Origin of the sequence: Methylophaga sp. UBA2513 (genome assembly GCF_002341285.1) — a bacterium.
Classification (GTDB): domain Bacteria; phylum Pseudomonadota; class Gammaproteobacteria; order Nitrosococcales; family Methylophagaceae; genus Methylophaga; species Methylophaga marina.
On the sequence record NZ_DDNT01000010.1, the window covers coordinates 254,425 to 273,452 of the forward strand.

The following is a 19,028-nucleotide window of genomic DNA, read 5'->3' on the forward strand; positions in this document are numbered from 1 at the left end:
AATCATTGGGTCGCTGGTTCGAGTCCAGCTCGGGGAGCCAAAGAATATATAAAACCTCAAAGAGTCTCTCTTTGAGGTTTTTTTATTTCAGCAATATTTATGTCGACTCGTATTCTTTACCTGCTAAATTGACGAGTTTGATAGAAGGTTGCTGCTATAAGCCAATTTGGTAATTTCTTTAATACTCTCCTCTGAAGCATCAATAGTTTTACACTTAGCACTTTATTTTTAAGATATAAATCTCAAAACAGGCTATTTACTGATTTTTACTTCAGTTGGCTATAGCGACCATTGATGTGAAATCAAAATCAGCTGTTACAAAACACTTCGCGACAACTTGTTTTGTGTATATGCCATCCACTGCATCAATAATCAAAGCGATGTCGGACACGTTCTTTCCTCTGACTAAATTGTATTACTACAACGGTGATTAGCCTGTTTTTGTAGAAGTTCAGGCCATGCTTCTCGCGTCGATGACGTTCAATTTCCATAGACCTAACAAATATATATACAACACCATAATTAACATCATCACTAGATATATCTTCAAACTTATTGGCCGATTATTACCGACAAATAGGGTGCTGTAGTGATTGGTGCATATGCTTTACTTATGGCAACCAGGGTGACTCAATTTTCGATGATTCAAACAGGGCATCAATTTGTACGCTATACCGTTGTTTATCTGCTTGTTTGTATAAGACATACACTGGAAAAGTAAACTCAGGATAGTGTTCATTGTGCTTTAAAAGTCCTGCTTTTATATGGTGCTCAACCACACGTGTTCGAAAATAGCCGCTTCCACCGTTTGTTAAAATGTAATGTAATGCTAATGGTCCAAGGCTAATAGTGAGTTGTGCTCGTGCATGTTCCGGTAAAGCCACATCATGTTGACGTCTAAAGTCATCTCCCCAGTCCACGTAGACATATGGGTGAGGATTATCAACGGAACTCACGTGGATGAGTTTTTCTTCTAATAGTTGCTCGACCTGAACGCCAGGCCAATATTCAGGTTGATGAACCAAAATAATATCTAGAACACCATTCTCAAGTTGCTCCATAAGCGATTGACGTTCACCAATCTCTGTTCTTATAGCCACTTCACTTTCAGTGATATTGAGTGCATTTAGCCATTGCAAGACAAGCGGACTCCATAAACTCACTTCACTGCCAATATTGAGTACATTTTGTACTCCTTGGGGTAAAGGCAGATCACGTTTCGCCAGCTCCCACGATTGCACCATTTTCGTAGCATGTTCAACAAACCTGACACCATTTGAAGTCAAACTTGCACCGGAGCGGTTTCGAACAAATAATTTACACCCAAGTTGTCCCTCAAGGTTATGAATTCGAGCCGTTACGGTCGTTTGAGTGACATGCAGCTTTTCTGCTGCTGAGATAAAACTTCCCGATCTGACAATTTCAAGAAAGGTTCTGGCTAAACTGACATCCATATGAATATTTTTGATATTAAATTAAGATAATATTCATTATATATTATTAAACATTCTCTCCATAATGTGTTTCAACATTCACAGCGATTAGAAACACACTTCATGCAAAACTTAGCTACATCATTATTCACAACATCTGAGTGGGAGGCTGTAGCAAACCTTCTAAAGCGTTTGTCTAATGAACAAACAGAATGGTTAGCGAATAACTTATTAGATATTTCTACTACAGATAAAAGCATAGCTACTGAAAAGAGAGCAGTTGTAGCCTATGGAACAGAAACAGGCAATTCCAAAGGTATTGCTCAGCAGTTTTATGAAAAAGCAGTTCATCATAATAAATCAATAGAACTCATTAACCTGGCGGATTTCAAACTCAAGCAACTAAAACAGATTAATCAGCTATATATTGTGTGTAGTACTCATGGCGATGGCGAACCACCTGAGCCCATCGCATCGTTCTATGATGAGCTAATACACCTTAATGAAGACCTTTCTCATCTATCCTATGCTGTACTCGCTTTGGGTGACAGTTCATACGATCACTTCTGTCTCACCGGCATCACAATTGATGATAGATTGCGTGAGCTCAATGCTTCACCATTTACTGAATGTGTAGAGTGTGATGTTGATTTTGAAGAAACAGCTGAAGAATGGATTACTTACTGTCTTCCAACGTTACCGAATATGACGAAAAACAGCGAAGTACTCACAAAAAGCCGTCATAAAATCCGTACATCAACCTACTCAAAAACCAGTCCACTCTCTGTAGAAGTGATCAAGAATACGCGTTTATCTGATGACTCAAGATCAAACCCGATCCATCATTTAGAGTTACAGGTACCAGACAATATTCAACTGAGTCTCACCGCGGGTGATGGAATCGGGGTTTTACCTCAAAATCCCCCTCAGCTCGTTCGCCAAATTTTATCCTTAACAACATTTTCTGGGGATGAATCTGTCGTTGTAAAACAGAGAGCTGTACCACTGGTGGAGGCTTTACGTGAATATTGTGATCTCACTTTAGTCACAGCACAATGTTTAACTAAATGGAGTGAGACTTCAAACAACCGTGACCTGATAAAACTGTGCCAAGATAAACAAACATTACGCTCATATCTCAAACGGCATCAGTTAACAGACATTCTAGTCAACCACTCTTTACAGTTAACTCCACAGCAGCTGGTCGATAGCTTAAGACCATTACAACCTCGTTTATATGACGTTGCCAACAGTACTCGCCAGATTCAAGATGAATTGCATCTTACTGTAGAAAAGTATCGGTATTCTTGGTCTGGGAAATTACAAAATGGAATTTGTTCAACATATTTAACGGGTATTGAAGAAGGTGAAAATCTTCTTGTTTTCCCCCACCACAATAAACGGTTTCATTTACCCACGAATCAAAACAGTCCCATTATCCTCATTGCTGACGGTACAGGAATAGCCCCTTTTCGCGCCTTCATACAAGAGATTCAGTCTAATCCTAACCGTGAACACAGCGTGTGGTTGATACTAAGAGAATGTACATTTTTAAATGACTTCCTCTATCAAACGGAGTGGTCCCAGTATCTAAAAGATGGCTTATTAACTCGTTTAAATACCTCTTTTTTTGACGATGTTCCCAATAAATCAATCTACGACATCATTCAAGATAATGAAGATACGTTTAACGGTTGGTTAAGTGCTGGCGCGCACCTGTATCTATCTGGTCACAAAGAGATATTTGACCAACTTACACAAACGTTGAGCAAGACATCACCTTATAAGCAAAGCTGGCTTCAACTCACTCAACAAAAACGACTACACAAAAACGTATATTAATTTACGGAGAAATAAAGTGACTACACTCACTATTGCTCGACACTCTGATATTAGCCAACCTCTTAATGAACAGCACAGTAATGAGCAGCTTAAAGCAAAAAGTCATTTCTTGAGAGGCACGATCAGTGAAGGACTCCATGATGCTAATACGGGAGGTATTAGTCACGATGATGGATTGTTAACAAAATTCCATGGTATCTATCAGCAAGATGATCGTGATACACGACAACATCGTCTCATTCGAAAACTTGAGCCTCATTATCAATTTATGGTGAGACTACGAATTCCAGGTGGAAGATTAACCAAACAGCAATGGATTGAAATAGACCGTTTATCACGAATTTACTCATCGAATGGAATTCGTATTACCACACGTCAAACGATTCAATTTCACGGTGTGAGAAAACAATGCTTACAACCACTCCTGATAAGTCTAGAAAAAATCGGAATTGATACCCTTGCTGCGTGTGGCGATGATAATCGAGGTATTGTTTGTGGAGTCAACCCTGACGCGTCAAGAGTAGCTCAACAAGTCTATGACCTAGCAAGAGAGACAAGCTCACGCCTCTTACCTAAAACAGATGCTTATCGAGAAACTTGGTATGACACCCCTCCTTCAGCCTCCCAATCTGAGGAGCCACTTTATGGGGAAACGTATTTACCTCGTAAATTTAAAATAGGATTCGTCATCCCTCCTGATAATGATATTGATATATTTGCCCAGGACGTCGGTTTTATAGCTGTTATTGAGAAATCTCGACTGGTTGGTTTCAATGTGTGTGTTGGCGGTGGTATGGGGCAACTTGATTCTAGAGAAGATAGCTATCCGAGGCTATCCACCCCCATTGGCTTTATAGAAGCATCAGACGCACCATTTATTGCTGAAGTCATCATGACTATTCAACGCGATTATGGGGATAGAAAAGATAGACATCGTGCCCGTTTCAAATACACATTAGATAGAATCGGTCTAGACAGCTTTAAAAATTTACTCGTAAATCGTTTTGGCAAAAAACTAGCCCCTTTGAAGCCATACAGATTAACAAATAATGGTGACAAGTTAGGCTGGCATCAAACTGAGGATAGTCAGTGGCTGGCAACACTGCATATTCAAAGTGGACGTATCAATCATCATTTACAAGATCAGTTACAAGCTTTCTTTCAGCAATATAGTGGTGAAATCCGGTTAACAGCGAACCAGAATATTCAGCTTATCAATATTCCACCATATGACATTTATGACGTAGCAAGGCGATTGTCTGATCTTGGTTTATACGAAAGGTTGATCCCCTCCAGTCAAGAAGCCGTTACGTTGAGCTGTGTTGCACTTCCAACGTGTGGGCTGGCTATGGCTGAAGCAGAAAGAATAACGCCAGACTTTCTTGCCCTTTTTAATGATTTGAAACGTCAGTATGACCTCCAAACAAAACCTATCACACTAAGAATTACTGGTTGTCCCAATGGGTGTGCTCGCCCCTACTTAGCTGAGATAGCCTTAACAGGACGAGCGCCAGGTTTATATAACTTATATCTTGGAGGTAGCCACCGAGGAGACCGGCTAGCCACGCTACATGAGAAAAATCTCAGTCAAACTCAGGTTCTGGATGCCTTGGCTCCTTTATTCGATTTGTATTCAACAGATCGCCTCAACAACGAGTATTTTGGGGACTTCCTTCACCGATGTCATTTCATTAAATCCTCATCCATCTCAAATCAGTCAATACAGGAAAGATAGATGTCTGAATTTCTTTTTATACAAAGCCGAGATCCCTTCACAGATGCACTGACTAAATCGCAATATGAATTAATTCACCATCTCGCCAATGCAGGCAATCGGGTGACGGTAGTGCTTGTCCAGAATGGAGTTATGCCTGCCACTAAAAGCAGTATTTTTACGCCCTTTACTAAATTACTCCATGAAAACATCACACTGGTTGCTGACAAATTCTCTCTCCGACAGAGAGAAATAGATGCTGAACAATTGATACCAGAAATATTAACCACTGATCTGGATATTGTTATCAAAGCATTACTGTCGGGACAAAAAGTCATTTGGAATTAGGAGATGTCAATGTCACATAATAAAACACTCACTTTCGCCTTTATGGATCCACCATTTGAGAGCGAGCGCACCGTCACTTTTTTTAGATTACTCGATGCCGCCTTAGATGCTAATTCTCATGTGAAGGTATTTGCTTATGAAGGTGCTGCTGCTTTGTCATTCGCCAAGCAACAACAACATGGCAATGCCATCCATGGACATGATACTGAACAAGAAGATCATCCACTGACCAAAACATGGATTGCGTCGCTACAGAATAAAGCACGTAAGAAAGCACTCTCTTTTGAATGGATTAATTGTGGCTTATGCGTCGATGAGCGTGGCGTCAATGACACCATCCCCGGTTGTCATCGTGGAGGACCAGCCGATTTATGGCGCTATGCCTCAGAATCATTTAACACATTAACTATTGGAACTCGCTAATCATGAAAGTCTTACAAATACTCGATCAAGCTTTCAGAACAGTTGTGGAAGAACAAGATGAAACGATTCTATGGTTAATTCAATGCATGCAAAAAAAAATTGAGCATACCGATATCGATCAACTCCAGTTATTACTCACAGGCCAAGCCGTCTATTACACGCAACAAAAAAAACAGCAGCCTCCACTAAAAATAGGTGATTGGCAGCAAACTCAACCAGCGAATATCAATACCGATATAGGCAACCTGATTTCATCTCATATTCCTATTTATGTTGTGTATGAAGATTTATGGGATAGAGGGTTAGAAATGGAAGCGCTTAGAGAAGGTATACAAGTCGTGAATAGACAACAGCTCGTGCCTATCTTCGAACAAGCCGACCAAATATGGCACTGGTAATGCTCACCAAAATAGCCATTCAAAATCAGGAGTTCTATCATGAACACAACACATAGTTACAATGAAGATATTACCAAGTGGTTTTCCGTCGCCGCCTGTATTTATCTTGTCATTGGTACAGGCATCGGTGTGTATATCGCCTCCGAACTCGCCTGGCCATTTCTTAATTTTGATAATCCATATATTAGCTTCGGACGACTAAGACCCGTGCATACCAATGTGGTCGTCTATGGTTTTGGTGGCTGTGTTCTAATGGCAACGGCCTATTATGTCGTACAGCGTACCTGCTATGTCAGACTATGGAGTGACAAGATGGCCTGGTTTACATTCTGGGGCTGGAATCTCTATGTGATTGGCGCTCTGGTGACGCTTCCACTGGGCTACACTCAAGGCAAGGAGTACGCAGAATTAGAATGGCCTTTTGATATTTTGTTAACCGTTGTGTGGCTCGCCTACTCAATCAACTTTATTTTCACATTGAGCATTCGCCGTGTTTCCCATATCTATGTAGCGAACTGGTTCTTTCTGTCCATGATGATTATGTTCACCTATCTCCATGTGGTGAATAGTTTATCGATTCCCGTTGAATTGATGAAATCCTACTCGATTTTTGCTGGCGTTCAGGACGCCATGATTCAATGGTGGTGGGGTCATAACGCCATTGGCTTTTATCTCACCGCGGGTTTTTTAGGCATCATGTATTATTTTGTGCCCAAACAAGCTAATCGGCCTGTTTATTCTTATCGCTTATCAGTGATTCACTTCTGGGCATTGATATTTGGCTATGTATGGTTAGGTGCGCATCACCTGCAATATACAGCTCTGCCTGATTGGACAGGCTCTCTTGGTGCAGCAATCTCTCTCGCCATGATTATTCCATCATGGGGAGGAGCAATTAACGGTATGTTCACATTAAGCGGTGCTTGGGACAAACTCAGAACCGATTATATTCTCCGTTTTCTCATCGTGGCGCTGGCTTTTTATGCCATGTCAACGTTTGAAGGCCCTGTAATGGCATCAAAAACAGTTAATGCTCTTTCACACTATACCGACTGGACGATTGGTCATGTTCACTCTGGTGCATTAGGCTGGGTGGCGATGATTTCTATTGGTGCGCTTTACCACATGGTCGAGCGTTTATGGGATACGCGTATGTTTTCTGTAAGGTTAGTGAATGTGCATTTTTGGTTAGCGACTGTGGGCACAGCCATTTACATTACTGCCATGTGGGTGGCCGGTATCATGCAAGGCCTAATGTGGCGTGCGTACGATGACTATGGCAACCTGGCCTACACCTTTGTTGAATCGGTGGCTCAAATGCATCCTTATTATGCTATCCGTATGATGGGTGGCCTCGTCTTTTTCAGCGGTGCATGTGTGATGTTATTTAATGTAGTCATGACCATTAGAAAAACAGTAAAACATCATCACAGCACGGTTTCTGTTATTACTGACAATAAAGCTGCTATTTCGGTTAAGCCGGGAGGATAAAAGGATGAGCACTTTTTTTCTACTAGAACTATTCCTGAAGTATCACGGTATGCCTCATTTATTGATGTTTATGGGTACTGACGCTTTAATCATTCTCGCTTTCTATTTCATTATCAGAAGCGTTTATTCACCTGAAAATGAACGGCACTACAGAGAAGAAAGTTTTATTCCTCTTGATGATGATAGCGATGAAGAAAAACAGTTATTTGGTACTCATCAGACCTTCTCATCCAGGAGAAACAAATGACCCTTAGCACTAAGCTCACGAGTGCGTTAGGCATTCAACACCCTATTGTACTAGCCCCCATGGGTAATGTGGCGGGAGGCCAACTTGCCGCTAGTGTGTCGAATGCAGGCGGACTTGGCATGATTGGTGTCGGCTATGGAGACCTTGATTGGCTAAAAATCGAACTTGAAAAGGTGAAGAGCTCGACGAGTCGGCCATGGGGAGTCGGTTTCATTACTTGGTCACTTACGGATGACGTGTTTGATTTTGTCATGGAGTACTCACCCAAGGTAGTGATGATGTCTTTCGGTGACATAAGCCCGTGGGTAGATAAAATTAAAGCCCACAATATTCCCTTGATTTGCCAGGTTCAATCGTTAGCTGAAGCCCTGGAAGTCAAAAATAAAGGCGCTGATTTTATCGTCACTCAAGGTAGTGAGGCAGGCGGTCACGGTAAAAGTCAGCGATCTACCCTCTCTCTAACGAAAGGCGTTATTGATCATCTACCGAACACGCCAGTGATAGCGGCTGGAGGCGTTGCCGACGGCAAAAGCCTGGCAGCGATGTTAAGTCTGGGTGCTGTCGGCGCTTCTATCGGCAGCCGTTTTTATGCATCGACAGAGTCTATGGCTGATAATACATTAAAGAACAAAATGGTAGAAAGCGGTGGTGATGATACTCAGCGAACACAGGTGTTTGATATTATTAGAGAAATACCATGGCCACCAGAGTATACTGGCAGAGCCCTTAAAAATGTGTTCACCGCTAAATGGCATGATAATGAAACAGAATTAAAACGTCAGCTACATCAGCATCAAGCGAAATTCTTTTCTGAACAACAATCAAATAATTTAGACTCAGCGATCATCTGGGCAGGAGAATGTATCGATTCAATACACGCTATTCAATCTGCTGAGACAATTATCAATGAGATGGTCACGGATGCAAAACACTCACTAGAGAACCCAACATACAGCAGATAATCCATATAAACCATTGATGACAAAACGATAACGCCATGAAGCTTAACCCTAAACCCTCCGTGACCGATGAGTCGTGATTACTGGGGTAATGACTCAAGCACGACTTACACCTAGGCAAGTCCTCGTTTATACCAAACTGAAATAAAGTTTAATAACAGCCTCACTAATGATACGATATATCATATTAACAACTTTACTATTTGCTAAATGACTTCAGATACGATTCTCGACACACAACAGCAGATTGTTAGCGATTTTGAGTTGCTTGGTTACTGGCAGCAGCGCTATGCCTATGTCATTGATTTAGGTAAAAACTTAATCAAACACAGTGACAGCGAATTACAGACTGAAGAAAACCGTTTGTACGGTTGCCAGTCGAATGTCTGGTTATCATCGGAGTACAAAGACCAAAAGCTATTTTTCACCGGCACCAGTGACTCGGTCATTGTTGCAGGTTTGATGGCGTTGTTATTTAAAGTGTATTCAGGGCAGTCTCCGAAAGCGATTCTCAGTCACTCACTGACCTTTATTAATGATACAGGCCTAATCAATAACCTCACCTCACAACGAAGCACTGGCTTGGCTTACATGGTTGAACGCATCTATGAAACGGCGCAATCTCAACAACGTAAATCGACATCCCATCATGAAAAAGCCTAGTCCTTATTTCGATGTTATTGTGGTGGGTGCCGGTGCCGCAGGCATTGGTATAGCGTTGATGTTGCAAAAAATTCCTGGGCTATCTTTCACGGTACTCGAATCAGGTAGTATTGGAGAATCATTCCGTCGCTGGCCGAAACAAACACGTTTTATTACCCCCTCATTTCACAGTAACCCATACGGATTAGTCGATCTGAATGCCATAGAAGAACATAGCTCCCCTGCTCTTTTCTGCCAATCAGAACATCCCTGCGGTGAGCATTATGCTGAGTATTTAAAAGCCGTTGTCAGTAACGAATATTTACCCGTCGTCCAGCATTGTCGTGTCGATAACGTACTCAAAGAAAACCGTGATAACTTTGTATTGAAAACGCAACAGGGCGTCTTTCGATCACAATATTTAATCTGGGCAACAGGTGAGTTTCAATTTCCAGATTTAGCCCCCTTTCCAGGTGCAGAACACGCTATACACTATGCGAATATTTCTGACTGGTCTGATTTTAATGCTGAAGCCTATACGGTCATTGGCGGCTATGAAAGTGCCATAGACGCCAGTATTAATCTACTAGCATCGGGGCATCATGTTCGTGTATTGATGAAAGAATCGGACTGGAATAAACCAAGCAGTGATCCCAGTAAAATGCTTTCACCCTACAGTCTCGACAGATTCAATGAGGCTATCCAATCAGAACGTCTCACTATCACATTTGACGCGAATATCCAGTCCATTAAAAAGACAGCCGACGCATATATCGTATCCAGTGAGGATGGACGCCAATGGTCATCAAGGACGGCCCCTATTCTCGCTACTGGTTTCTTATCCGGTGGTGGCGCTAAGCAGATTGCACATTTATGGGAATGGGATGAAGACTGCCGAATTCTGCTGACAGAAGCTGATGAATCAACCTGTACGCCTGGGCTGTTTTTAGTTGGCCCACAAGTCAGACATGATGAGCAGCTTTATTGTTTTATTTATAAGTTTCGTCAGCGCTTTACTCAGCTCACTGAGCTGTTAGCGCTTTGCTTGTCTTTGGATAGCTCAGCATTAAATGCCAGAAATCCCTGGGCAGGCCAATGCGATGAAGAGCAGTGTGGAGATTGTGCATGTTAAACACGGCAAGCCTATCTACTCGTACAGGACTGGGAGCAACCGCACTTTTATTACTCTCCAGTCTGGTCACAGGCTCATGGATGGGTCATCAGGCACCTGTTATGGGCGCGGCCATCGGTCAATACACCGATCCTGTGCTGTTGTCTTTAATCATCTTGTTGTTTTCAAGTGTTCGATTTGATGCTTTATCCAATCTCAAACATAAACTGTCATTTCTTTCGATTAGCTTAGTCGCCAACTTTTTGATCGTGCCACTGATTGGTTACGGCATCGCCTCGCTGATATTACCTGATCATCCCTTAATCATGGTCGGGTTAATTATTTATTTTATGTCACCTTGCACAGATTGGTTTTTAGGCTTTACCCGAATTTGTCAGGGAGACACACTACTCGGCTCAGCGTTATTACCCATCAACATGGTCGTACAGTTGCTGTTGTACCCAATTTATCTGTCCGTGTTTACGCAAAATAATGTCAGTCTGGCATCCGATGTTATTGTGACTACATTCACCCAATGGTTTCTCACGCCATTGCTAATTGCAGTGGTCATACATCTTCTTATAAGGACCACATTACCTCAGTCTAAACGGCTTCAGTTATTTGACGGGATTAATCGACTCATTCCGATTGTGATATCCATTGTCATCTTTCAAATATTTGCCAGTAATTTTGGCATCATTATTGAGAATGTGAATGTCTTCATCAGTTTATTAGCAGGTGTATTCTGCTTTTTTGTGCTGACGTTTGCTCTTAGTGAAATCCTCAGTCGTTTTTTTAAGCTGCCTTACCAGGAACATGTTCTTTTGACCATGACGATAGCGGCACGTAATGCCCCGTTAATGCTGGCAGTGACGATGGTTGCCTTACCTTCACAACCTTTAATTTATGCCGCCATCGTTATCGGTATGCTGTTGGAGTTTCCTCACCTGACACTCATCAGTCATTTACTACTACGCTCCAAAGCGACTCATCAACATAAACATCGCTTACATGATTCTGAACAAGCTAATTAGCCATAGAGATAAGCCACAAGCTGAGCCTGCTCATCAGGCTATCAGCCACAGCTTTGCCCAAAATAATCGATATGTATTCAAACACTTATTTAAACATGGTGTTCACTCTTGGTTTTCTGACCATTTTATTTCTATCTGTCTAGCCTGTTCGCCAGGTATACATCCTCAAACTGAGTTTTAACTATGTCCATAAAACAACCACACGCAACATTCACTGTAAAATTTGGTGATTCTGACTACAGCTATGATGCTGCTATCACTGGCTATGATGTGATAACGGACATTTGTCCTGCTTATCGCTCAACAACAGTGGCACTTCAGGTCAATAACGTTTTACAGGATCTCAGCGATAGGATTAGTCATGATGCCACGGTAGAGCTGATACTGAGTGATAGTAAAGCAGGGCTTGAGATTATTCGTCACTCCAACGCCCACCTATTTGGTCATGCCATCAAACAACTATTTCCTGACACAAAAATGGTCATTGGCCCAGTCATTGAGAACGGCTTCTTTTATGATGTCGACAGTGACTATCACTTCTCTCCATCTGACCTCGACCTCATTCAAGAGCGTATGGAAACATTAGCCAAGACAGGATACGAGGTCATCAAAAAAAAGGTGCCCGTAGCGCAAGCGCGCGATCTATTTATGGAGCGTGGCGAAACCTACAAAGTAAACCTCATCGATGATATGGACACAGATATCAAAGAGGTGGGGCTTTATTACCATCAAGATTATATCGATATGTGTCGTGGTCCCCATGTGCCTAATATGGCTTTTTGCCGACATTTCAAACTCACGAAATTATCAGGTGCTTACTGGCGTGGCGATGCTAAAAACAAGATGCTGCAACGCATCTACGGCACAGCATGGAATAGCGCTAAAGAGTTACGCACCTACCTGCAAGCAATGGAAGAAGCGGAAAAACGGGATCACCGTCGTATCTGTAAAGCGCTCGACTTATTTCATTTTCAAGAAGATGCACCGGGTTCTGTATTTTGGCACCCAGGCGGCTGGTTAATTCTGCAAGAATTGATTGCCTACCTGCGTAGACGACAAAATACTGAGCATTATCAGGAAATCAACTCACCCGATATTATGGACAGAAGTCTGTGGGAAACATCTGGTCATTGGCAAAATTACCGAGATCATATGTTCACAACGGACACAGCGGATGGCCGATCCTTTGTGTTGAAACCAATGAACTGCCCTGGCAGTGTTTTATTACATCAGCATGATCTAAAAAGCTACCGTGATCTGCCTATTCGCATGAGTGAATTTGGCAAAGTGCATCGCTATGAACCTTCTGGTGCTTTACATGGCTTGCTTCGAGTCAGGCATTTCACCCAAGATGACGCTCATATCTATTGCACTCCCGAACAAATGCTCACCGAATGTATTGAAGCCATTAAGTTAACTCTGGATGTGTATCATCAGTTCGGCTTTGAAGACATTGACGTTAAATTGTCCACCCGCCCAGATCATCGCATTGGCTCTGATGATATCTGGGATTTACTTGAAAATACCCTGATTGATGCGCTTAAAGAACTGGATATTGTGGCTCAGCTAAATGAAGGTGAAGGGGCATTTTATGGTCCCAAACTCGAGTTTGTCATGCGAGACGCTATCGGACGCGAATGGCAATGTGGCACGCTTCAGGTCGATATGAACTTACCAGAACGCTTTGATTTACACTACATTTCAGAAACAGGTGAGAAAAAAAGACCGGCGATGATCCACCGCGCTTTGTTCGGATCATTAGAACGCTTTATCGGCATTTTATTGGAACATTATGCAGGCAAATTGCCGGCTTGGCTGATGCCGGTTCAGCTGGTTATTTGTACCATCAGTTCTGAGCAAACAGAATACGTTTCACAAGTCGTCAATATTTTACGACATTATGGTGTACGCGTTGAAATCGACACCCGTAGTGAAAAAATCGGCTATAAAATACGTCAGCATACCCTGAAATACGTCCCTTTTATTGCGATTGTCGGCGACAAAGAACAGCAAACTAAAACGCTCACTTTGCGTAGTCAAAATGGAAAACCATTAGGGACGTTTACCATCATCGAAGCCATGAATAAGCTGATTCAGGATTGTCAGAGGCCAGATATGGACGCGCGATTTCGTACCATACAAGACGCCATTGACACATTGTTGACCGATGCCGTGAGTGATACGCATGCGTAATCATCAATATCATGCTGACTTATTGATAAGCGATGGCAGAGTTCATACCCCCTCCGGTAAACAGGAAATGGATATTGCCTGTAAAAATGGGCAAATTGTAGCCATAGGTTCGCTGAAAAATAGCTGGTCAGCTGATGACGTTATACAAGCGTCTGGGCTGGATGTCTTACCTGGTGTCATGGATACCCAGCTTCACTTTCGCGAGCCGGGACTGACACATAAAGAAACCATTGAAGCCGGCACTAGAGGCGCCGTTTTAGGCGGGATTACCAGTGTGTTTGAAATGCCCAATACACATCCGCTGACGGTCAGCGAAACCGATCTGCAACAGAAACTGGATATCGCTAAACGCACGGCCTGGTGTGATCACGCTTTCTACATAGGTGGCTCCAACATCAATGCCACTCAGTTAGCCAACCTCGAGACGCTACCCGGCTGTTCCGGTATCAAAGTATTTATGGGCAGCTCTTTTGGCGATTTATTGGTTGATGACGAGACGATTCTCAAACACATTTTGTCCACGGGCAATCGACGCGTAGCGATTCATGCAGAAGATGAAGCCCGTCTTCGATCACGCAAACACTTGGTAGAATCCAGCCAGCAAGTGAAAGATCATCCCATGTGGCGTGATGTGGAGAGTGCATTAATTGCAACAAAACGCGTGGTGACTCTGGCACAACAATACAACCGTAAGCTACATGTGTTACACATCAGCACAGCAGAAGAAATCGCTTTTCTGGCTCAACATAAAAGTCATGTCAGTGTTGAAGTCACCCCCCAACATCTGACATTGATGGCCCCGGATTGCTACGACACCTTGGGGACACTGGCACAAATGAACCCACCTATACGAGAACAACGCCATCAACAAGCGCTATGGGAAGCCATTAATAACGGTATTGTGGATGTCATTGGCAGTGATCATGCCCCCCACACCTTAGATGAAAAAGCCCAGCCCTACCCTAACTCACCGAGTGGTATGACAGGCGTTCAGACATTATTGCCGATTATGCTGGACCACGTGCATAACCAGAGACTCAGCATAGAACGCTTAATAGACCTGACCAGTAGCGGGCCTGTTCGCTTATTTAATATCCGTAACAAAGGACGTATTGCAGTGGGTTATGATGCCGATTTTTCCATTGTCGATTTAAAGGCCAAACGCACCATCCGCAATGAGTGGATTGCCAGCGTATCAGGCTGGACGCCATACGACGGCAGAGAAGTCACAGGCTGGCCAATCCACACCATTGTCAGAGGAAACATTAAAGTCAGAGATGAAGCATTATCTTCGTTTATCGCTAATGCTCAAGCGATACAATTTTCCCTCTAAACAGTTACTTTCAGCTATCACTACGAGTTAGTTAACTTTATCGTTAACGACAACAACACGATCATCAATGATTTGATTGTAAAAACAGCTTTTCCTGCCTGTATGGCAAGCCGCTCCTTTCTGATCAACTTTTAAAAGAACGGCATCGCCATCACAATCCAAGAAAATTGACTTTACTTCTTGGGTATGACCGGAGGTTTCGCCTTTACGCCATAAGCATTGTCTTGAACGCGACCAATAACACGCTCTTTTGCTAGCGACGGTTTCAAGCAGCGCTTCTTTATTCATCCAGGCGACCATCAATAGTTCACCTGAGTCATATTGCTGGGCAACCGCATTAATCAAGCCTTGGGTATTCCATGGCAAATTATCAATAACTTCTTGTAGCGCTAGAGAACTTCCTGTGGGTAAATTTTCTAATGTTTCTATCATTGCGAAGCTCCTGTTAACTTTCTGCTAAACGCGAATGTAATGCTCGTGTATAAGCTGTGATGGCGGGAATAAGGGCAATAAGAACGCCACTACCAAATACGCCCAGGCATAGATAGAGGTTAGACAATGTAAATAGATTGCCTGACACCGCAATACCATAATTTGCCAGTAAGGCATCTCCCCACCCGTTAATTATCGCCATCAGCATGACAAAAGCAGAAACGACGGCAGCACTGGTAATTAATATGGCTTCGAGTTCAATCAATAATAAAATGCGCCAAGGCCCAATACCTAAAGCTCTTAATACGGCGATCTCTCTGAGTCTTTCTCTTATAGAAGACAACAACATCGCGGCCAGCCCCAGTAAGGCAGCAACCAACACCATCAATGAGATCAGTGATAAAGCTATTTCCACACTGGACAGCATTTGCCATAACCGTGAGAGCGTGACGCCAGGAATGATGGCAGATAAAGCTTCAGGCTGATAATTATTGATTTCTCTTTGCAGGTGAAAAGTGGTGATTTTATTTTTCAGCCCCAACATAAATGCTGTGATGGTCTTTGGCTGCAAATCTTGCTCTGTGAGTTCGTCAAGGCTGACAGTTTTGCCTGGTAATCTAATGCCATTTTTCCAATTCATATGAATGGCTTCCATGGCGCCCAAACTGATATGCAGCGAACGATCAACAGGTGTACCAGTAGCGGCTAAAATACCCACCACGGTAAAAGGCGTGTCATCATGCAGGCTAAAACTGTTTTGGGCCGTACCGTGAGCCAAAATAACCTTAGAACCAATCTTATAGCCCAACTGTCTAGCGGTATCAGCGCCAATAACCACATCAAATACCCCATCGAAAGCCCGACCTTGAGCAAATTCCAGAGCCTGTCTCTGGCCGTATTTGAAATAAGTAAAATAGTCCTTGTTGGTGCCTAGCACCCGATATCCCTTATGGGAATCGCCAAGCGAGATGGGCACTGACCAGGCCACACCTTTTTGCTGACTAATATTCTGATAGCTCTGCCAATCTATATTTTGCGTTGCATCCCCAATTCTAAAGACGGAATACAACAATAAATTAATATCGCCGGTTCTCGCCCCGACAATCAGGTCCACACCTGAAATCGTACTGTTGAAGTTCTGTTTGACCTGATGCCTGATATGTTCAACAGCCAACAAAATAAATACGCTGATTGTAATAGCGAGAAAAGCGACAATAACAGAGCTTTTTCTATGCCAAAGACTCTGAGTGGCTAAGCGTAAAAACATAGACATTACACCTGGTTAAGTGATTCAAGAGAAACACTATGATCGAAAAAGCGTTGTAAAGACTCATCATGGCTGACAAATAACAGCGTCACCTTTCTATCCTCACAATGTCTCATCAACAGCTGCATGAAAGAATCACGATTATTCTTATCCAGGGACGATGTGGGCTCATCAACTAACAAAAATTCAGGCTGCTTAATGAGTGCCCGAGCGATAGCGACACGCTGTTGCTGACCAATACTCAATTGCGCTGCTGGATGCTGCCACACGGATTCTGGTATTTGCAGAGCAGTCAGTAACATGCTGATGTCATGCCGACTGACTTTTTTGTGGGCAACGTCAGCAGCGAGCTTAATATTATCAATGATATTCAGGTAATTAATCAGATTAAACTGCTGGAAAACATAGCCAATGTGACGCGCCCTAAATCTATCGCGTTGACGCGCTGACATCTTGTCTAAACGCTGACCACCAATCTCAATTTCTGCCTGTTTGCAAGGTAAAATACCGGCCAAAATATTGAGTAATGTGGACTTACCATGACCTGAGGGTCCGTATAGGAAAACAGACGCCCCTGTCTGAATCTGCCAGTCGGGTATACTCAGCGTCGGCTTTGTATTAGCCTTGTACTGAAATTGTAAATTCTTGATAGACACCGTCATATAGTCACCACAATTCGCTCTAACTGATATAGCATATCATTCATATTTTTTACGTTGGTTTCATATCAAATGCTATTTTTCAAACACATATCGACATGCCTTTTCTTTGTTATGGTTTTCTTTACTCAGACCTTAGTGGCTGATGAGTACCGTACCATCGACTGGATCGAACTAATGCCCAAAGATGACTTGGAAGCTTTATCGAACCCACCTGAATATCTCAATGAGATTGAAGATGGCAGCTTTGAAGATCAGATCAGTAGCCAATTACAACTTGCGTTGGAAACAGCTGCTGATGATAAATATCAACAAGCACTGGTTTCAACCAAAGTGGTTGATGCCTTTGATAAACAAAAAATTCGCCTACCCGGATTCATCGTACCCATTGAATTTGATAGTCAGTACCGGGTGACTGAATTTTTCCTGGTGCCCTTCTTTGGTGCCTGTATTCATGCGCCACCGCCGCCACCGAATCAGATTATTTATGCCAAATATGACAAAGGATTCTCTCAAGAAAGTCTTTACGCGGCATATTGGCTGACAGGGACAATCCATATCAGCCTGACTGAAAATGAGGTGGCGACATCGGCATACACAATTGAAATCAATAGCATTGAGCCCTACACAGAAGATAACTAATCTAAAGAAATAGACGAGTTACCCTGAGTCAGTTTGGCCACACCGGCCTTGTTATTACTGATCCACTCAGCATTGATACGTTCTATTGCTGGAAATTTTTGTAGCAGCAAGACATCAATCTCACTTAAATTCTCCGTGCTGCCACAAATAAACTGGTATTGCGCTTCCAAATCTGCATGATGATTTTCATGTTCATGTTCATGTTCATGTTCATGTTCATGTTCATGTTCATGTTCATGTTCATGTTCATGTTCATGTTCATCAGAGGCTATCAGCCCGGACACATCCACCGCCATATCATCCACTTCACAACCACCGCCCTTAAAGGCAAATAATTGCGGTATATCCTTTAGCGTTGCCTCCACTTCACGCACTTTGTTTACATCATGTTCTGATTCGGCTTTATGTTCAAAGCCGACCATGTTCATTGCCGGTGAATCCAGACTAATATTCACTTTATCCTGTTCAATTACCACCGTCATATCCACAAGCCCGTGAACATGAGATTCATGCTCAATACGTTCTGCAGCAAAAACAAAAACCGGGAACAGCTGAACACAGCCCAGGGCCAGGGCCAATACTTTCTTTTTCATCTTATCTCCCACTCTATAAGAATTAAGCGTTCTCTTGCTTAGCGCGATTAAACCAACCAATCACATCACGCCAATGTTTATCACCATATTTTTTCCTGAAGATACGTGTTTCTTCTAACGTATCATTAGTCAAAATAGATAACCGTTCGTTGATGTAATTTTGGTTAAGTTCAATTTTGCACTCACCAACAATGCATACGTACCACTCGTCATAGGTACTTGGAATCATAAGCTAGCCTCTTTTACTCAACTCAACTCAACTCAACT

At 42.7% G+C, this 19,028-nt stretch carries 21 protein-coding genes; 14 read left to right on the top strand and 7 right to left on the bottom strand.

Annotated features, from left to right (window positions below):
• Positions 1-271 precede the first annotated feature (271 nt).
• Together B3V56_RS14740 and B3V56_RS07120 are read right to left on the bottom strand one after the other, a co-directional pair.
• On the bottom strand, positions 272-391 hold the full coding sequence (locus B3V56_RS14740; RefSeq protein WP_339608432.1) for a hypothetical protein: 120 nt from the start codon (positions 389-391) through the stop codon (positions 272-274).
• A 220-nt stretch (positions 392-611) separates the two neighbouring features.
• Positions 612-1,454 carry a LysR family transcriptional regulator gene (locus tag B3V56_RS07120; RefSeq protein WP_286305094.1) on the bottom strand — a complete coding sequence of 281 codons (843 nt, stop codon included), beginning with the start codon at positions 1,452-1,454 and terminating at the stop codon, positions 612-614.
• 102 nt (positions 1,455-1,556) lie between these two features.
• On the opposite strand from B3V56_RS07120, the gene B3V56_RS07125 reads away from it, so the two are divergent.
• The 13 genes from B3V56_RS07125 (at position 1,557) to B3V56_RS07185 (ending at position 15,168) form a co-directional block, all read left to right on the top strand.
• Complete coding sequence (locus B3V56_RS07125; RefSeq protein WP_289284111.1) at positions 1,557-3,275, top strand: diflavin oxidoreductase; 1,719 nt, start codon at positions 1,557-1,559, stop codon at positions 3,273-3,275.
• 16 nt (positions 3,276-3,291) lie between these two features.
• A complete protein-coding gene (locus B3V56_RS07130; protein ID WP_289282247.1) occupies positions 3,292-5,010 on the top strand; it encodes an NADPH-dependent assimilatory sulfite reductase hemoprotein subunit in 1,719 nt (572 codons plus the stop codon).
• Positions 5,011-5,337, top strand: coding sequence for a DsrE family protein (locus B3V56_RS07135; RefSeq protein ID WP_289282248.1), 327 nt, complete (start codon positions 5,011-5,013; stop codon positions 5,335-5,337).
• Positions 5,338-5,346: 9 nt separating this feature from the next.
• Positions 5,347-5,760 carry a DsrE family protein gene (locus tag B3V56_RS07140; RefSeq protein ID WP_286305098.1) on the top strand — a complete coding sequence of 138 codons (414 nt, stop codon included), beginning with the start codon at positions 5,347-5,349 and terminating at the stop codon, positions 5,758-5,760.
• Positions 5,761-5,762: 2 nt separating this feature from the next.
• Positions 5,763-6,158, top strand: coding sequence for a hypothetical protein (locus B3V56_RS07145; protein ID WP_289244991.1), 396 nt, complete (start codon positions 5,763-5,765; stop codon positions 6,156-6,158).
• Positions 6,159-6,197: 39 nt separating this feature from the next.
• Entirely contained in the window at positions 6,198-7,649 is a 1,452-nt protein-coding gene (ccoN, locus tag B3V56_RS07150) for a cytochrome-c oxidase, cbb3-type subunit I (RefSeq protein ID WP_286305099.1), read from the top strand.
• A 4-nt stretch (positions 7,650-7,653) separates the two neighbouring features.
• A complete protein-coding gene (locus B3V56_RS07155; RefSeq protein ID WP_286305100.1) occupies positions 7,654-7,896 on the top strand; it encodes a hypothetical protein in 243 nt (80 codons plus the stop codon).
• Positions 7,893-8,858, top strand: coding sequence for an NAD(P)H-dependent flavin oxidoreductase (locus B3V56_RS07160; protein WP_286305101.1), 966 nt, complete (start codon positions 7,893-7,895; stop codon positions 8,856-8,858). Before B3V56_RS07155 ends, B3V56_RS07160 begins: the two co-directional genes overlap by 4 nt.
• Positions 8,859-9,065: 207 nt before the next feature.
• On the top strand, positions 9,066-9,518 hold the full coding sequence (locus tag B3V56_RS07165; protein WP_289282251.1) for a SufE family protein: 453 nt from the start codon (positions 9,066-9,068) through the stop codon (positions 9,516-9,518).
• A complete protein-coding gene (locus B3V56_RS07170) occupies positions 9,505-10,629 on the top strand; it encodes an NAD(P)/FAD-dependent oxidoreductase (protein ID WP_289284112.1) in 1,125 nt (374 codons plus the stop codon). The genes B3V56_RS07165 and B3V56_RS07170 overlap by 14 nt, the downstream gene beginning before the upstream one ends.
• Positions 10,623-11,642: an arsenic resistance protein gene (locus tag B3V56_RS07175; RefSeq protein WP_289282525.1), complete on the top strand. Its 1,020-nt coding sequence runs from the start codon at positions 10,623-10,625 to the stop codon at positions 11,640-11,642. The genes B3V56_RS07170 and B3V56_RS07175 overlap by 7 nt, the downstream gene beginning before the upstream one ends.
• 183 nt (positions 11,643-11,825) lie before the next feature.
• The gene (gene thrS, locus B3V56_RS07180) at positions 11,826-13,835 is read left to right on the top strand and encodes a threonine--tRNA ligase (RefSeq protein ID WP_289282526.1); all 2,010 of its coding nucleotides are present in this window, start codon (positions 11,826-11,828) and stop codon (positions 13,833-13,835) included.
• Positions 13,828-15,168 carry a dihydroorotase gene (locus B3V56_RS07185; RefSeq protein WP_289284113.1) on the top strand — a complete coding sequence of 447 codons (1,341 nt, stop codon included), beginning with the start codon at positions 13,828-13,830 and terminating at the stop codon, positions 15,166-15,168. Before thrS ends, B3V56_RS07185 begins: the two co-directional genes overlap by 8 nt.
• Positions 15,169-15,195: 27 nt before the next feature.
• Here the strand turns inward: B3V56_RS07185 and hisI are convergent, their stop codons facing one another.
• The 3 genes from hisI to B3V56_RS07200 are packed head-to-tail and all read right to left on the bottom strand — an operon-like array spanning position 15,196 to position 17,529.
• Positions 15,196-15,600, bottom strand: coding sequence for a phosphoribosyl-AMP cyclohydrolase (gene hisI, locus B3V56_RS07190; RefSeq protein ID WP_289282528.1), 405 nt, complete (start codon positions 15,598-15,600; stop codon positions 15,196-15,198).
• A gap of 13 nt (positions 15,601-15,613) precedes the next feature.
• Complete coding sequence (locus B3V56_RS07195) at positions 15,614-16,867, bottom strand: ABC transporter permease (protein ID WP_289284114.1); 1,254 nt, start codon at positions 16,865-16,867, stop codon at positions 15,614-15,616.
• A 5-nt stretch (positions 16,868-16,872) separates the two neighbouring features.
• The gene (locus B3V56_RS07200) at positions 16,873-17,529 is read right to left on the bottom strand and encodes an ABC transporter ATP-binding protein (RefSeq protein WP_289244997.1); all 657 of its coding nucleotides are present in this window, start codon (positions 17,527-17,529) and stop codon (positions 16,873-16,875) included.
• 111 nt (positions 17,530-17,640) lie between these two features.
• Between B3V56_RS07200 and B3V56_RS07205 the strand changes: the two genes are divergently transcribed.
• Positions 17,641-18,168: a DUF3299 domain-containing protein gene (locus B3V56_RS07205; RefSeq protein ID WP_289284115.1), complete on the top strand. Its 528-nt coding sequence runs from the start codon at positions 17,641-17,643 to the stop codon at positions 18,166-18,168.
• Here B3V56_RS07205 and B3V56_RS07210 read toward each other — a convergent pair.
• Together B3V56_RS07210 and B3V56_RS07215 are read right to left on the bottom strand one after the other, a co-directional pair.
• The gene (locus tag B3V56_RS07210) at positions 18,165-18,761 is read right to left on the bottom strand and encodes a ZrgA family zinc uptake protein (RefSeq protein ID WP_289284116.1); all 597 of its coding nucleotides are present in this window, start codon (positions 18,759-18,761) and stop codon (positions 18,165-18,167) included. The two genes, B3V56_RS07205 and B3V56_RS07210, sit on opposite strands and share 4 nt — an antisense overlap.
• A gap of 22 nt (positions 18,762-18,783) precedes the next feature.
• On the bottom strand, positions 18,784-18,990 hold the full coding sequence (locus B3V56_RS07215) for a hypothetical protein (RefSeq protein WP_289281472.1): 207 nt from the start codon (positions 18,988-18,990) through the stop codon (positions 18,784-18,786).
• Positions 18,991-19,028: the final 38 nt, after the last annotated feature.